Genomic DNA, 16,634 nt, shown 5'->3' on the forward strand with positions numbered 1-16,634 from the left:
TAACTCAAGGAATGGCAACAGTGAAGACAAAATTACCCCCTTTTATCGAGTTATACCGTGAGTTGATTGCCACACCGTCGATCAGCGCAACCGATATTGCCATCGATCAGAGTAATGAAACTTTAATCAATTTGCTGGCAGGCTGGTTCCGTGACCTTGGCTTCAGCGTTGAAGTGCAACCGGTGCCCGGCACGCGCCACAAATTCAATATGCTGGCCAGAACCGGAAACGGCGCGGGAGGCCTGCTGCTCGCCGGTCATACCGATACCGTCCCGTTCGACGATGGCCGCTGGACGCGCGATCCGTTCACCCTGACCGAGCATGACAACAAGCTCTACGGTCTGGGCACCGCCGACATGAAAGGCTTCTTTGCCTTTATTTTAGATACTCTGCGTGATGTTGACGTGACCAAACTGGAAAAGCCGCTCTACATCCTCGCCACCGCCGATGAAGAAACCACTATGGCCGGCGCGCAGTATTTCTCTGAAAACACCACTATCCGCCCGGACTGCGCGATTATTGGTGAGCCCACCTCACTGAAACCGGTGCGTGCTCATAAGGGCCATTTATCTCAGTCGATCCGCATTCAGGGCCAGTCGGGTCACTCAAGCGATCCGGCGCGTGGCGTTAATGCGATTGAGCTGATGCATGAGTCCATCACTCACCTGATGGGCCTGCGTAATACGCTGAAAGAGCGCTATCACCATGATGGCTTTGCCATCCCGTATCCGACCATGAACTTCGGCTACATTAACGGCGGCGATGCGCCAAACCGCATCTGTGCCTGCTGTGAGATGTATATGGATATTCGTCCGTTACCGGGCCTGTCACTGCAGGATCTGGAAGGTTTGCTGAATGATGCGCTGGCTCCGGTGAGTGAACGCTGGCCAGGCCGGGTGACGATTGGTGAATTGCATCCGCCCATTCCAGGCTACGAATGTCCGCGCAACCATCAGCTGGTGCAGGTAGTGGAGAAATTACTGGGTACCGAAACCGAAGTGGTGAACTACTGTACCGAAGCGCCGTTCATTCAGACGCTGTGCCCAACGCTGGTTTTGGGCCCGGGATCGATCGATCAGGCGCACCAACCGGACGAATATATCGACACCGCATTTATTAAACCCACCCGCGAACTGATCGCTCAGGTTGTGCAGCATTTTTGCCACCACTAAATCACATTTGGGGCAATTCACTGCTGAAACAGCGTGTTGCCCCTGATTTGTTCCGTCTTTCATGATAAGAATAACTTATCTCACTTGCCTGTAATTAAATTTCATAAATTACCGACATTTAGCCGCTGAAGCCGCCAGATTTAAGTCATTTGACGAATGGTAACGAACGTGGCTAGATAAAAGGCAAAGTTATGCCGGCAACGGTGAAATAAAGTGACAAAAACAAGAAGGGTGTCAGGGGTCATATGAACGAACAATATTCCGCAATGCGAAGTAATGTCAGTATGCTCGGCAAACTGCTCGGGGATACGATTAAGGATGCACTTGGAGAGAACATCCTTGAGCGGGTGGAAACCATCCGCAAACTCTCGAAGTCATCACGTGCGGGAAATGACGCCCACCGTAAAGAATTGCTGTCAACGCTGCAAAACCTGTCGAATGATGAGCTGCTGCCTGTTGCACGCGCCTTCAGTCAGTTTTTGAATCTGACTAACGTTGCCGAGCAGTACCATACGATTTCCCCGAAGGGTGAAGGGGCCAATCACCCGGAAATGCTGACCAAAGTCTTTGATCGCCTGAAGCAGCAACCTCATCTGACCGAAGCCTCGATCCGTGAAGCTATCGAATCGCTTTCACTGGAACTGGTGCTGACTGCACACCCGACAGAGATCACCCGTCGTACTTTGATCCACAAACTGGTTGAAGTGAACAGCTGCCTGAAGCAGCTCGATCACAACGATCTTTCTGATTACGACCGATCGCAGATTATGCGCCGCCTGCGCCAGCTGGTTGCTCAGGCCTGGCACACCGATGAAATCCGTAAATACCGCCCTTCCCCGGTTGATGAAGCCAAATGGGGCTTCGCCGTGGTCGAAAACAGCCTGTGGGAAGGCGTGCCTAACTTCCTGCGCGAACTGAATGAGCAGGTTGAAGCCTCGTTCGGCGTCAAGCTGCCGGTGGATTTCGTGCCGATCAAGTTCACTTCGTGGATGGGCGGCGACCGTGACGGCAACCCGAACGTCACCGCCGATATCACCCGCCATGTGCTGCAGCTTAGCCGCTGGAAAGCGACCGACCTGTTCCTGCGTGATATCGCCGTGCTGGTGTCAGAGCTGTCGATGTCTGAATGTACGCCAGAAGTGCGTGAGCTGTGTGGTAACCCGGAAGCGCTGGAACCTTACCGCGAGATCATGAAAAACCTGCGTGGTCAGCTGATGAGCACCCAGGCCTACCTGGAACGTCGTCTGAAGGGCGAACGTCTGCCGCGCCCGGCTGACCTGTTGATCTCCAACGACCAGCTGTGGGACCCGCTGTACACCTGTTATCAATCCCTGCAAGCGTGCGGCATGGGCATCATTGCCAATGGCCAGCTGCTGGATACGCTGCGCCGCGTGAAGTGCTTCGGCGTGCCTTTGGTGCGCATTGATATCCGCCAGGAAAGCACCCGTCACACCGAAGCCATTGCCGAAATCACCCGCTTCCTCGGTCTGGGTGATTATGAAAGCTGGTCAGAAGCCGACAAACAGGCGTTCCTGATCCGCGAACTGAATTCAAAACGTCCGCTGCTGCCGCGCAACTGGGAGCCAAGTGCCGATACGCGTGAGGTGCTTGAAACCTGCCGCGTCGCCGCTGAAGTGCCGAAAGGTTCGATTGCCGCTTACGTTATCTCGATGGCCAAAGTGCCGTCCGACGTGCTGGCGGTGCATTTGCTGCTGAAAGAAGCCGGCATCCCGTTCACCATGCCGGTAGCCCCGCTGTTTGAAACGCTGGATGACCTGAACAATGCCAATGACGTGATGAGCCAGCTGCTCAACATCGACTGGTATCGCGGCATCATTCAGGGCAAGCAGATGGTAATGATTGGCTACTCTGACTCGGCGAAAGATGCCGGCGTGATGGCCGCAAGCTGGGCGCAGTACGAAGCGCAGGATGCATTAATCAAAACCTGTGAGAAAGCCGGCATCGCCCTGACGTTGTTCCATGGACGCGGTGGCTCTATCGGCCGTGGCGGCGCACCTGCCCATGCGGCATTGCTGTCCCAGCCTCCAGGCAGCCTGAAAGGTGGCCTGCGCGTGACCGAACAGGGCGAGATGATCCGCTTTAAATACGGTCTGCCAGAAGTCACTATCAGCAGCCTGTCGCTGTATACCGGTGCCATTCTGGAAGCCAACCTGTTGCCACCGCCGGAGCCTAAGAAAGAATGGTGCCGCATTATGGACCAGCTGTCTGCGGACTCTTGCGAGATGTATCGTGGCTACGTGCGTGAAAACAAAGATTTCGTGCCTTACTTCCGCTCGGCGACGCCGGAGCAGGAGCTGGGCAAGTTGCCTCTGGGTTCCCGTCCGGCCAAACGCCGTGCAAGCGGTGGCGTTGAGTCGTTGCGTGCAATTCCGTGGATCTTTGCCTGGACGCAGAACCGCCTGATGCTGCCCGCCTGGCTGGGTGCCGGTGCCGCGCTGCAAAAAGCGATGGAAGCCGGTAATCAGGATGAGCTGGAAACCATGTGTCGCGACTGGCCGTTCTTCTCAACCCGCGTCGGCATGCTGGAGATGGTATTTTCGAAAGCTGACCTGTGGCTGGCCGAATATTACGATCAGCGCCTGGTCGAACCGTCGTTGTGGCCACTGGGCAAACAGCTGCGCGATCAGCTGGACTCAGACATCAAAGCCATCCTGACTATCGCCAACGATGCGCACCTGATGGCCGATCAGCCATGGATTGCCGAATCGATTGCCTTGCGTAACGTCTACACCGATCCGCTTAACGTTCTGCAGGCAGAACTGCTCCACCGTTCACGTCAGCAGGAAGCGAAAGGTGAACCGGTCGATCCGCACGTAGAGCAAGCGCTGATGGTCACCATTGCTGGTGTGGCTGCCGGCATGCGTAACACCGGCTAAGCCGCCGTCGGGAGGCTCAGGCCTCCCGCAATTTCTGCAGCGGGCAACGCCCATAAAAAAAGACGCCCACGGGCGTCTTTTTTCCTTTATTTCATCCGTTTCAGACGACGGCACCGCGCGGGCGAACGCCCAGCGTGTGGCAGATAGCGTAGCTCAGCTCTGCGCGATTCAAGGTGTAGAAATGGAAATCCTTCACCCCTTCGCGGCTGAGGATCTTCACCATATCCATGGCGACGTTGGCGCCAACCATTTTGCGCGTTTCAGGATCGTCGTCCAGCCCTTCAAACATGCTGGTCATCCAGCCCGGCACGCGCACGTTGGTCATGGTGGCAAAACGCTGCAGCTGCTTAAAGTTTGAAACCGGCAGAATGCCCGGGACGATTTCCACATCAATACCGGCGGTCACGCAGCGATCGCGGAAACGCAGGTAGCTTTCCACGTCGAAGAAGAACTGGGTGATGGCACGGTTGGCACCGGCATCGACCTTACGCTTAAGGTTGATCAGGTCAGCCTGCGCGCTTTTCGCTTCCGGATGGACTTCCGGATAGGCGGCAACAGAGATATCAAAATCCCCAACGTCTTTCAGCAGGCCGACCAGATCGGCACCGTACATTTCCGGCTTACCGCTGCCCGGTGGCAGGTCACCCCGCAACGCCACGATATGGCGAATACCGTTGTTCCAGTAATCCTGGGCGATGGTGCGCAGCTCGTCGCGAGTGGCATCCACACAGGTCAGATGCGGTGCCGCTTCCAGCCCGGTGCGATCCTTAATGCCTTTGATAATGCTGTGGGTACGGTCACGTTCGCCGGAGTTGGCGCCGTAGGTCACCGACACAAATTTAGGTTTCAGGCTGCTAAGACGATCGATAGAGTTCCACAGAGTTTGTTCCATTTCACTGGTACGCGGCGGGAAAAATTCAAAAGAGACGTTAATTTGCCCGTTCAGTTCGGCCAGATTCTGGTTCAGCGCGTCGCGCTGATTGGCGTGGAAAAAACTCATACCTGCTTACCTCATCGATCGCTGCAATAGAATAAATATCCCTCACTGAACATCCATACGTTTAGACGTCCAGACATTCAAAATGAACGAAATCGCTTATTCAGTCAACAGATAGTTGGTCAACATGCGTGACAAATTCTCACTCAAGTTGAACAGACTTCATGATGGCAGGAAAATTTTGAGGAAAATCAGGGGCCAGCGGATGCCGGCCCCGAAGACAGGATTACAGCAGTTGTGCCAGACGGTTCAGGTCAGACTGAATGGCACCGGCGGTCACATCACGGCCAGCCCCCGGCCCACGGATAACCAGCGGGTTATCACGATACCAACGGCTTTCAATCGCGAAGACGTTATCGCACGGCAGCAGTGAAGCCAGCGGATGCTCGGTGCGCACCGCTTCCACACCCACGCGGGCTTTGCCATTGGCATCGAAGCGCGCCACGTAGCGCAGCAACAGCCCCATTTCCTGAGCGGCTTCAAAACGCTGCTGCATCTGGTCGTTCAACGCCTCACCATTTTCGAAGAAGTGATCGACCGACTCGCCCTTACAGCTGTCCGGCACCAGCGATTCAACGCGAACCTGATCCGGCTCGATGTCATAACCCGCTTCGCGCGCCAGGATCACCAGCTTACGCATCACGTCCTGACCGGAGAGATCCACTCGCGGATCGGGCTCGGTCAGTCCCTGCTGCCAGGCTTGATCCACCAGCTCGGTAAAAGGCACCGTGCCGTCATATTGCAAGAACAGCCAGGAGAGCGTGCCGGAGAAGATGCCGCTGAGTGACAAAATGCTGTCGCCACTTTCACGCAGATCGCGCACCGTATGGTTCACCGGCAAGCCCGCGCCGACGGTGGCGTTATACAACCACTGGCTGCCGGTCTTGGCGAACGCATCGCGGATCTGGCGATAACGATCGGTCGTTGACGCGCCCGCCACTTTATTGGCGCTGACCACATGGAAGCCGTAGCTGGCGAAATCCAGATACTGATCGGCCAGCGTTTCGCTGGCGGTGACATCCAGCACCACCAAATCATCGTACGGGTGGGCACGCATCCACAGGAACAGCGACTCTTCATCCTGCTCGACCGCTTCATCTTCGAAGAAAGCCAGCGCGCGGGAGGCGTCCAGCCCGTCATAGTTCAGCAGGCTGCGGCGGCTGTCCACCACGCCAGCCAGCAGGAATTCGAAGCCGGTGCGGGCAGAGAGGATTTCCTGCTCACGTCCGAACAACTCCAGCCAGCGTGAACCGATATTGCCTTTGCCAAACAGCACCAGTCCAATACGCTTTTCCGCACGGAACAGCGAGTGGTGCAGGCCTCTGATCAGGCTTTCGGTCGGGCCAACACGCAACACCGCCACCAGACTGATTCCGTCTTCAGACTGCCAGATAAATTCTACCGGCTGATCTTTCAACTGCTGCCAGAAGCGGTGGCTGTGCAGCGGGTTACGGCAGACGCCCGCACCGACCATCGCCACCAGCGCCATGCCTTCACGCAGCTGAATGCGGCCCGGGATGCCCGCATCCTGCAGCAGATCCAGCGCGCTGCTGACCACTTCAGAGGTGTAGCACAGCTGAATAAGATTGCGGTCGGGATGCACACCGGTGGCCAGCGGACGTAGCTGCGCGCGCTTCAACAGGTGATCGATCTCTTTATGCTGAGAGGCAAAGTCGTGCTGCGAAGGCACATGGAACTCAATCAGACAGACGTCATCATGGCTGGTGACAATCCTTGCGCCCGTGCCGGAAGCCAGCACGCGCTCAATGCGGGTTGAACCCTGCTCAGGCTGATAGCTGCAACGCAGTTGCAGATCGATATCGCTGCCGGAGACGGGTTGCAGAGTACGGGTGTGCAGAACCGGCGCGGCAAGGCGCGCAAGCTCACTGGCTTCATCCAGACGAAGCAGCGGCAACAGGCAGGCATCCTTTACCTTGCGCGGATCGGCACTGTAGACGCCCGCCACGTCGCTCCAGATGGTGACGCGGGACACGCCCGCCAGTGCACCAATTTGCGTGGCTGAGTAGTCACTGCCGTTGCGACCGAGCAGCACCGTTTCACCCGCTTCATTGCGGCAGATAAAACCGGTGACCACCAGACGACGGTTGGGATGCTGGATCATCAGCTGCTGTAGCAGCGGCCAGGATTTCCCTTCGTCTACTTCCGGCTGCGCAGCACGCTCAGCACAGAGGAATTCACGCGCGTCCAGCCAGCTGGACGCGATATCTTGCCGTGTCAGCACCGCAGCCATCAGCCTGGCGGACCAGATTTCGCCGTGTCCCACCACTTCGGCATAGACTGCATCAGTGATTTTGCCGTCCAGCAGCGCAGCGAGTTTTTCCAGATCGTGAATAAACTCGGCAATCATGCCGTCTGCCTGAGCAGGTGGCAGCAAGCTGGCAATCAGCTCGCTCTGATAGCGACGCAGCGCCTGCTGCACCTGGTGAGCCGATAACCGATCGCTCTGGCTTAACTTCAGCCAGCTGATCAACTGGTTGGTCGTGCTCCCCGCAGCGGAGACCACCATGATATCGCCGGGATGGCTGTATTCCGCCATGATCCCCGCCACACGCAGGTAACATTTGGCGTCCGCAAGACTGCTTCCACCAAATTTATGCAACTGACGCGTACCTGCTGCCACTGCTGACTGACTCATACTTACCTCTCGGCCGCTATCCGGAATGCATTATCCAGATCGGCGATTAAATCTTCGTGGTCTTCAATTCCAACTGACACGCGCAACAGCGTCTCAGAAATACCTGCGGCGGCACGGGCTTCAGCCGACATGCCTGCGTGGGTCATGGTTGCGGTGTGAGAAATCAGGCTCTCCACGCCACCCAGTGACTCTGCCAGCGTGAACAATTCCAGCGCTTTCAGGAAACGGCGTAAGGTCTGCTCATCGCCATCCAGCTCGAAACTGAGCATCGCGCCAAAGCCTTTTTGCTGACGAACGGCAAACTGGTGGCCCGCGTTTTCCGGCAGGGAAGGATGATACAACTTTTTGACCAACGGTTGTTGCTTCAGGTAATCAACGATGGCTAACGCATTGCGTTGTGCCGCCGCCATACGCGGTGCCAGCGTGCGCATGCCGCGCAGCAGCAGATAGCTGTCGAACGCGCTGCCGGTGGCACCAATATTGTTTGCCCACCACGCCAGCTCGGTCACCAGCGCCGGGTCTTTCGCGATCACCGCGCCCGCTACCACATCAGAGTGGCCGTTCAGGTATTTGGTGCACGAGTGCAGCACCACGTCAGCGCCGAGCGCCAGCGGGTTCTGTAAGGCCGGGCTGAGGAAGGTATTGTCCACCACGGTAATGGCACCGGCTTCCGCAGACGCTTTGCAGATGGCGGCGATATCCACCACGCGCAGCAGCGGATTGCTTGGGCTTTCGATCAGCACCAGCTTCGGCTTTTCGGCCAGCGCCGCGTTCAGTGCCGCTTCATCGCCCTGATCGACAAACTTCACGCGGTACGCACCGCGTTTGCTCAGGCTGTCGAACAGGCGATAGCTGCCGCCGTAGCAGTCGTGCGGGGCAACCAGCAGATCGCCAGGCTTCAGGAATACCGTGCACACCAGGTTAATGGCTGACATCCCGGTATTGGTCATCACCGCACCGGCACCGCCTTCCAGCTCGGCCAGCGCACGCTGAACCACATCGCGCGTCGGGTTGCCACGGCGAGAGTAGTCATGGGCGCGAGGCTCGTTGAAATCGGTAAAGTTATAGGTGCTGGAAAGGTGGATCGGCGGGACAACGCAGCCATATTGCTCGTCATCATTCAAACCGCTGCGTACTGCGATGGTTGCCTGTTTACGCGTCATGGTGCAAATATTCCTGACTGGATAATAAAGAAGAGCCCTAGCATAACAGCGCAAAGATGGACGTCAATACATCTGGACATCTAAATGTCTTTGCGTATAGATTGAGCAAACCGACAATAACCGTTAAGATTATGACGCTATAGCCGACAGAAAGTTGAGCCAATGCAGTGTGATGGTCACTAACTTCGGGCATAATTAGCCGAATTTCGGTATATACCCAACGCTCACAGGCAGGCATGCCGGGAAATAAAGGGTAATTTCAATTTAATGATGACTAAGGTAACCCATGGCTGAATGGAACGGCGAATATATCAGCCCGTACGCTGAGCACGGCAAGAAAAGCGAACAGGTTAAAAAAATCACGGTATCCATTCCGTTGAAAGTATTAAAAATTTTGACCGATGAGCGGACACGCCGTCAGGTTAATAACTTGCGTCATGCCACTAACAGCGAACTGCTTTGCGAAGCGTTTCTGCATGCTTTCACCGGCCAGCCTTTGCCAGATGATGTTGATCTGCGTAAAGAACGCAGCGATGAGATCCCGGAAGAAGCCAAAGCAATCATGCGTGAGATGGGCGTCGATCCCGATACCTGGGAATACTAGGCCCGCCTCAAGGCATAAAAAAATCCGTGAATGGATAGCATTCGCGGATTTTTTTTGGCCGTGATTTAGGGGTTCACCGCCTGTGCGGATCGCCTTTACGGCATTCAGTCACGCTCAACCAGCCCAAACTCACCGGCGTTATAACGTTCTCCCGCGATATTGCCAACGCTGAATAAGCGGTCAAGATGGCTGACATCGCCAGCCGCCAGCGCAATCTCGGTGGCTTTGCAGTTATCTTCCAGGTTGGCGATTTTACTCGCGCCAGGGATGGGTACGATGTTCTGCCCTTTCGCCAGCACCCAGGCCAGCGCGATCTGGGCGGACGTCGCGCCATAACCTGATGCCATCTCCGCCAACTGGGCGAGCAGCTTGTTGTTTTGCGCCAGGGCATCGGGCTGGAAACGCGGCAGCGTTCTGCGATAGTCGAAGGCATCAAGCGTGTCAGGATCGGGCAACTTGCCGGTCAGGAAGCCGCGTCCAAGCGGACTGTACGGCACGAAACCGATGTTCAGCTGCTGACAGGTAGCCAAAACGCCCTGTTCAACATCCCGGCTCCACAACGAGTATTCGCTCTGTAAAGCGGTGACCGGATAGACAGCCTGCGCTCTTCTCAACGTCTCGCTGGAGACTTCGGACAGGCCGATATGCTGGATTTTACCTTCGCGCACCAGATCTGCCAGCGTGCCCATCACCGCTTCAATCGGCACCGCAGGATCGGGACGGTGCTGATAAAACAGGTCCAGCGTCTCAACGTTGAGCCTTTTTAACGACGCTTCCGCCACGGCGCGGATATTCGCCGGTTGGCTGTTAACGCCTTTAATCCGTTCCCACCCTTCCCCCTGGTCAGTGATGTTAAAGCCGAATTTCGTTGCGACCTTAATCCGTCCCTGATACCCCTTCAGGGCCTCTGCCAGCAGTTCCTCGTTATTGAAAGGCCCGTAAACTTCCGCCGTATCGAGAAAATCCACGCCCAGATCGAACGCACGGTGGAGGGTGTTGATCGCCTGCTGGCGATCGTTGTGACCGTAAGCGAAAGTCATCCCCATGCAGCCGAGGCCGATGGCCGAGACCTCAAAACCCTGACTGCCTAATGTTCTGCGCTTCATTTTCTTCTCCGGTAATTGGCGACAGAACCGTTATACTTTGCTCAGATTTATTCAACAATTGATGCCTTTTAAGCAGATTAGTGAAAAATAATCACGAATATGAAAACACGCGCCACGCTGCAGGAATTAGAGATTTTCACCGCCATCGCCCGCCATCTTAACTTTGGCAAAGCGGCGAAGGAGCGAAACGTCACGCCCTCGACGCTCAGTCACACCATGACCAATCTGGAACAGCGCATCGGCGTTCGCTTGCTGAATCGCACCACGCGCAGCGTTTCACTGACTGATGCCGGGAAAGCATTTTTACTGCGTATTGAACCGGCGATGCTGGATCTTTCGTTGGCGGTGGATGAACTGAATCACTGGCGGGTCGATCCGCGCGGCACGCTGCGGCTGAATATGCCGCGCAGCGCCGAAGCCCTTTACCTGCAGTCATTGCTGCTGCCCTTTCGCCAGCAGTTTCCCGATATCGCGCTGGAGGTCACGACCAGTGACAGTCTGGTGAACATTGTCGAAGGGGGATTTGATGCAGGCGTTCGTTTTGGCGAGGCCATCCCGCAGGATATGGTGGCGATCCCCTTTGGCAGAAAACTGCGGGGATCGGTGATCGCCAGCCCGGCCTTTATCACACAGCATGGCGTCCCTGAGCATCCTCAGGAGTTAATCAACTTCCCCTGTATTCAGCGGCGTTTTCCTAGCGGGATGAATTACAAATGGGAATTTAGTGACGCAGGTAAGCCACTGGCGGTTGCCGTGCTGGGCAGCCTGACGCTGGACAATGATTTTGTGCTGGCAGACGCGGCGAGCGCAGGGGCTGGATTCGCCTTCGTATTTAAAGATCTGGTGCAAAACCGGCTGGATAACGGTGAGCTGGTGGAAGTGCTGGCTGATTTTGCCGCCCCGGCTGAAAGCTTCTGGCTTTACTATCCCGGCAGGAAATACACCTCAACGCCGCTGCGCTGTTTCATTGCGTGGCTGCAGGCGTTTAACCGCCAGCCCTGAGCGGAATAACAGGCATAAAAAAACCCAGCCGTAGCTGGGTTTTCATCACTTGCGAAACGGAGACCGTTTCTTTCAGGCAACTTACTTGCTGCTGCCAGGCATAGTGAAACGCTTGTTGAAGCGGTCAACACGACCACCGCTAGCAACGTCACGCTGCTTACCGGTGTAGAACGGGTGGCAGTTACCACACACGTCCAGGTTCAGGTCGTGACCCACGGTTGAGCGGGTTTTGATTTCGTTACCGCAAGAACATTTAGCAGTAACTTCAGCGTAATTAGGGTGAATACCTTTTTTCATGGGAAACCTCAGTTAAGGCCGTGTCGCTCTCCCGTGCCAGGATTATTCCTGCACCGGCACCACACGCGGATTAATAATAACAGGTGTTTTGATACCAATAATGCCGTATCAACGGCGGCAAACTATACAGAAAGGTAACGTCTGCTGCAATCGAATCCGCACATTACGGAAGACACAGTGTACACTATCTCGCTCATAATTTCATCCGGATGATTTCATGCCCGTTGTTCAGGTCGCGCTACCCGTCCCGCTTGCCCGCAATTTTGACTATGCGTTACCCGCTCATCTGCCGTTACCGGTAGCCGGCGCGCGCGTCAGCGTGCCTTTTGGCAAGCGCAAGGCGATTGGCGTGGTGGTCGGCACGTCTGAAACCAGTGATTTCCCGCTGGATCAGCTCAAGGCCGTGCATGAGGTGCTGGACGACGCGTCACTCTATCCGCCGTCGCTGTGGCGCATTCTGCTGTGGGCCGCCGATTATTATCACTATCCGCTGGGCGAAGTGCTGTTTCACGCCATGCCGGTGCTGCTGCGACAGGGGAAACCCGCGCAGGACGCGCCGATCTATCAATGGTTCCTCAGCGAGTCAGGGAAAGAAACGGCTCCGGAAAGCCTGAAGCGTGCGCCGAAGCAGCAGCAGGCGCTCGCCGCGCTGCGTCAGCGCCCGCTCTATCGCCATGAAGTCAGCCAGCACGATATTACCGACGCCACGCTGCAGGCGCTGCGGGCGAAAGGCCTGTGCGATCTGCGCGCGCAGCCACGGGCTCAGCAGGACTGGCGCACCGACTATGCGGTGAAAGGCGAGCGGTTAAGGTTGAATACCGAACAGGCCACCGCCGTGGGCGCGATCCGCAGCGAAGACGATCATTTTGCCGCCTGGCTGCTGGCCGGGATCACCGGTTCCGGTAAAACAGAAGTCTATCTCAGCGTGCTGGAGAATGTGCTGGCGAACGGCGGTCAGGCGCTGGTACTGGTGCCTGAAATCGGGCTGACGCCGCAAACCATCGCCCGCTTTCGGGAAAGATTTAACGCACCGGTCGACGTGCTGCACTCCGCCCTGAACGACGGCGAACGCCTGGCCGTCTGGCTGCGCGCCCGTCAGGGTGAAACGGCGATTGTTATCGGCACGCGCTCTGCGCTGTTCACGCCCTTCGCACGGCTTGGGGTGATCATCATTGATGAAGAGCACGACAGCTCCTATAAGCAGCAGGAAGGCTGGCGTTATCAGGCTCGCGATCTGGCCGTGTTCCGCGCACGACAGGAAGATATTCCGATTGTGATGGGCACCGCGACGCCCGCGCTGGAAACGCTGCACAACGTGCAGATGGGCAAATACCGCCAGCTCAACCTCAACAAACGTGCCGGTAACGCCCGACAGGCGACGCAACAGCTGATCGACCTGAAAGGGGTGAAATTGCAGGGCGGACTGTCGCCGATGCTGATCAAAAAAATCAGTCAGCACCTCAAAGCGGACAATCAGGTGCTGTTGTTCCTGAACCGTCGCGGTTTCTCTCCCGCCATGCTGTGCCATGAATGCGGCTGGATTGCCGAGTGTCAGCGTTGCGATCGCTACTACACGCTGCACCAGCACCATCGCCAGTTGCGCTGCCACCATTGCGACAGCCAGCGTCCGGTGCCCCATCAATGCCCGCAGTGCGGATCGACCAACCTGGTGCCGGTCGGGCTGGGAACCGAGCAGCTCGAACACAATCTCAGCGAGCAGTTCCCTGACGTTCCGCTGTCGCGCATCGATCGTGATACCACCAGCCGCAAAGGGGCGCTGGAACAGCATCTGGCGGATGTGCATCGGGGCGGCGCGCGCATTCTGGTCGGCACGCAGATGCTGGCCAAAGGTCACCACTTCCCGGATGTGACGCTGGTGTCGTTGCTGGATGTGGATGGCGCGCTGTTTTCCGCCGACTTCCGTTCAGCCGAGCGCTTCGCCCAGCTTTACACTCAGGTGGCCGGACGCGCAGGCCGTGCGGGTAAGCAAGGAGAAGTGATGCTGCAGACGCACCATCCTGAGCACCCGCTGCTGCAAACCTTGCTGCATCAGGGCTACGATGCCTTTGCCCAGCAGGCGCTGGTCGAGCGCAAAACCGTGTTCCTGCCGCCGTTTACCAGCCATGCGCTGTTCCGCTCCGAAGACCATGATAATCAGCAGTCTGCGCTGTTCTTACAGCAGCTGCGTAATTTGCTGGAAGCCAGCCCGTTAAAAGATGAGGCGTTTTGGGTGATGGGGCCGGTTCCGGCACTGCAACCTAAGCGCGGTGGCCGCTTCCGTTGGCAGTTACTGTTACAGCATCCGTCACGCGCCGTATTACAGCGGTTAATTAAAAATTCACTGCCGCTGATTGGCACCTTGCCGCAGGCGCGAAAAGTGAAATGGACGCTGGATGTGGATCCTACAGAAGGCTAAATCGTCTTACGGGTGCGAGTAACATCGAAAAAAGTCGCACAAGTCACAATTTTTATGCAAATTAAGTAACAGCCTGTCGCCGCATCTGATAAACATGAGTGTCTGGCCTGCAAAATGACCTCTCGCGGCTACTTATAATTAGAATCGTCCCCAAGTGTCAGGTCAGCTCAGGCTGGCGTGAGGAGAAAAGCGTTGGAGCACAATCAAGAGACAACAGGCGCGACCATGAAGGACGTGGCTGAAGAAGCAGGCGTATCAACGGCGACCGTTTCGCGCGCCCTGATGAACCCGGAAAAGGTCTCTGCCGCCACGCGCAAAAAAGTCGAAAAAGCGGTGCTTGCCGTTGGTTACTCCCCTCACGCGATGGCCCGCAGTGCCAAACGCAGCGAATCCCGTACGATCCTGGTGATCGTCCCTGACATCTGTGATCCCTTCTTTAGTGAGATGATCCGCGGCATTGAAGTGGTCGCGGCCGATCAGGGCTATCTGGTACTGATCGGCGACTGCGCTCATCAGAACAAGCAGGAAAAATCCTTTCTCAACCTGGTGATGACCCGTCAAATCGATGGCATGGTGCTGTTGGGTTCACAGGTGCCTTTCGACACCGGGATTGAAGAGCAGCGCAATCTTCCGCCAATGGTGATGGCCAATGAATTTGCGCCTGAGCTTGAGCTGCCAACCGTGCATATCGATAACCTGACCGCGGCCTTCGAAGCGGTTAATCATCTGCTAAAACTCGGCCACAGTCGCATTGCCTGTATTGCCGGTCCGCAGGATATGCCGCTGTGCCAGTATCGTCTGCAGGGCTACATCCAGGCGTTACGCCGCAATGGCCTGGCGGTCGATCCACACTACATTGTGCGCGGCGACTTTACCTTCGATGCCGGTTCGCGGGCGATGAAACATCTGATGACGCTGCCTAAGCCGCCGGACGCGCTGTTCTGTCACAGTGACATCATGGCGCTAGGCGCGATGTCGCAGGCCAAAATCATGGGGTTACGCGTGCCTCAGGATTTATCGCTGATTGGCTTCGATGATATCGAACTGTCCCGTTACAGCGACCCGCAACTGACCACCGTTGCCCAGCCGAGGTTTAATATCGGTCGGGAAGCGATGTTGCTGTTACTCGAACAGCTGCAGGGCAAAACCGTTAACAGCGGTTCCCGCCTGTTAGATTTTGAACTGAAAATTCGCGGCAGTACCGCGCCTTCCCTGCGGGAAAAAGTCTGAAAAGCTCACTATTTCCGTCACCACAGACGCAAAAACAAGATTCAGTGGATTCTTACAGGGATCCCCGCTGGTCAAACTTCCGGCCCTTAAGTAACATGACGGGCTGATAGCCGGGCGCGTCAGCTTTGGTCCGGCCTCACCTTTCATTGAATATTAGCGGAACGATTAGTGGCACAAAAAGATTACGTAGGCCGCGGGCGTTCGACAGGGACGCGTCGCAAGAAGACCAACAGTCGCACTAAAAAGCGCAGTGGTGGTGGTTCAGGAGTTTCAAAAATTATGGTTGTGCTTGCCGTTGCCGTGCTGGTGACGTTCGTCGGCGGACTGTGGTTTATTGCCCATCATAAAAAAGAAGAGACGCCGGAAATCCCCGCGCACAAAGCCGTGGGTAACGGCCTTCCGCCTAAACCGGAAGAGCGCTGGCGTTATATCAAAGAGCTGGAAAACCGTCAGATTACCGTTCCCTCACCTGTTGAACCGTCATCAGGTGGCGAAGTGCAATCCAAAACCCAGCTCACCGACGAACAGCGCCAGCTGCTGGAGCAGATGCAGTCTGATATGCGCCAGCAGCCAACGCAGCTGAATGAAGTGCCGTGGAACGAACAAACCCCGGCACAGCGTCAGCAAACGTTGCAGCGTCAACAGCAGCAGAGCCAGTTACAGCAGCAGTCACGGATGCCACAACAGCAGCAGCAGGCGCCTCGTCAGGCACCCGTCGCGCCGGTAACCCGGGCAACGCCGGCAGTGCGTGAGCCGGTTAAGCAGCAGCAGGCTGCGCCAGCGCAGGCACCGTCACAAACCGCTCAGCAGCCGAAAACGGAGAGCAAACCGAAAGAGGCCGAGAAGTCTCAGCACTGGATGGTGCAGTGTGGTTCGTTCAAAGGGACCGACCAGGCAGAGTCGATTCGTGCGCAGCTGGCCTTCGAAGGATTTGAAAGCCGAATCACGACCGGCGGTGGCTGGAATCGCGTAGTGATCGGCCCGTACAACAGCCGTTCTTCGGCTGACAGCACGCTGAAACGTCTGCGCGGATCTGGCCATTCAAATTGTATTCCTCTCGCCTCCGGGGGTTGAAACCCCTTAAAGCCGCCCCA

The 16,634-nt window shown here is 56.5% G+C and carries 12 protein-coding genes; 7 read left to right on the plus strand and 5 right to left on the minus strand.

Features of this window, described 5'->3' with window-relative positions; all coding sequences use genetic code 11:
* Window positions 1-20: 20 nt before the first annotated feature.
* Both argE and ppc read left to right on the plus strand, forming a co-directional pair.
* Entirely contained in the window at window positions 21-1,172 is a 1,152-nt protein-coding gene (gene argE, locus AC0IXH_RS16970; RefSeq protein ID WP_053145335.1) for an acetylornithine deacetylase, read from the plus strand.
* Between the two features lie 245 nt (window positions 1,173-1,417).
* A complete protein-coding gene (ppc, locus tag AC0IXH_RS16975; protein WP_151038575.1) occupies window positions 1,418-4,069 on the plus strand; it encodes a phosphoenolpyruvate carboxylase in 2,652 nt (883 codons plus the stop codon).
* A gap of 100 nt (window positions 4,070-4,169) precedes the next feature.
* Here ppc and metF read toward each other — a convergent pair whose 3' ends face one another.
* The 3 genes from metF to metB form a co-directional block, all read right to left on the minus strand.
* Complete coding sequence (metF, locus tag AC0IXH_RS16980) at window positions 4,170-5,069, minus strand: methylenetetrahydrofolate reductase (protein WP_013200204.1); 900 nt, start codon at window positions 5,067-5,069, stop codon at window positions 4,170-4,172.
* A 223-nt stretch (window positions 5,070-5,292) separates the two neighbouring features.
* The gene (locus AC0IXH_RS16985) at window positions 5,293-7,722 is read right to left on the minus strand and encodes a bifunctional aspartate kinase/homoserine dehydrogenase II (protein WP_346596223.1); all 2,430 of its coding nucleotides are present in this window, start codon (window positions 7,720-7,722) and stop codon (window positions 5,293-5,295) included.
* 2 nt (window positions 7,723-7,724) lie between these two features.
* Window positions 7,725-8,885, minus strand: a complete 1,161-nt coding sequence (gene metB / locus AC0IXH_RS16990; protein WP_013200202.1) for a cystathionine gamma-synthase — start codon at window positions 8,883-8,885, stop codon at window positions 7,725-7,727.
* Between the two features lie 286 nt (window positions 8,886-9,171).
* Here metB and metJ point away from each other — a divergent pair, with 286 nt between their 5' ends.
* Window positions 9,172-9,489: a met regulon transcriptional regulator MetJ gene (gene metJ / locus AC0IXH_RS16995; RefSeq protein ID WP_013200201.1), complete on the plus strand. Its 318-nt coding sequence runs from the start codon at window positions 9,172-9,174 to the stop codon at window positions 9,487-9,489.
* Window positions 9,490-9,593: 104 nt separating this feature from the next.
* Here metJ and AC0IXH_RS17000 read toward each other — a convergent pair whose 3' ends face one another.
* Complete coding sequence (locus AC0IXH_RS17000) at window positions 9,594-10,595, minus strand: aldo/keto reductase (protein WP_013200200.1); 1,002 nt, start codon at window positions 10,593-10,595, stop codon at window positions 9,594-9,596.
* Window positions 10,596-10,694: 99 nt separating this feature from the next.
* On the opposite strand from AC0IXH_RS17000, the gene AC0IXH_RS17005 reads away from it, so the two are divergent.
* On the plus strand, window positions 10,695-11,597 hold the full coding sequence (locus AC0IXH_RS17005) for a LysR family transcriptional regulator (RefSeq protein ID WP_346596226.1): 903 nt from the start codon (window positions 10,695-10,697) through the stop codon (window positions 11,595-11,597).
* Between the two features lie 81 nt (window positions 11,598-11,678).
* Here AC0IXH_RS17005 and rpmE read toward each other — a convergent pair whose 3' ends face one another.
* Window positions 11,679-11,894 (minus strand): 50S ribosomal protein L31, encoded by a 216-nt coding sequence (rpmE, locus tag AC0IXH_RS17010; protein ID WP_013200198.1) that lies wholly within the window; start codon window positions 11,892-11,894, stop codon window positions 11,679-11,681.
* A 217-nt stretch (window positions 11,895-12,111) separates the two neighbouring features.
* On the opposite strand from rpmE, the gene priA reads away from it, so the two are divergent.
* From priA to ftsN, 3 genes are all read left to right on the plus strand, one after another.
* Complete coding sequence (gene priA, locus AC0IXH_RS17015) at window positions 12,112-14,310, plus strand: primosomal protein N' (RefSeq protein ID WP_346596228.1); 2,199 nt, start codon at window positions 12,112-12,114, stop codon at window positions 14,308-14,310.
* Between the two features lie 192 nt (window positions 14,311-14,502).
* Window positions 14,503-15,540, plus strand: coding sequence for a DNA-binding transcriptional regulator CytR (cytR, locus tag AC0IXH_RS17020; protein WP_013200196.1), 1,038 nt, complete (start codon window positions 14,503-14,505; stop codon window positions 15,538-15,540).
* Between the two features lie 168 nt (window positions 15,541-15,708).
* Window positions 15,709-16,614, plus strand: a complete 906-nt coding sequence (gene ftsN, locus AC0IXH_RS17025; RefSeq protein WP_346596229.1) for a cell division protein FtsN — start codon at window positions 15,709-15,711, stop codon at window positions 16,612-16,614.
* Window positions 16,615-16,634 lie beyond the last annotated feature (20 nt).

Source organism: Erwinia sp. AC075, from assembly GCF_979253995.1.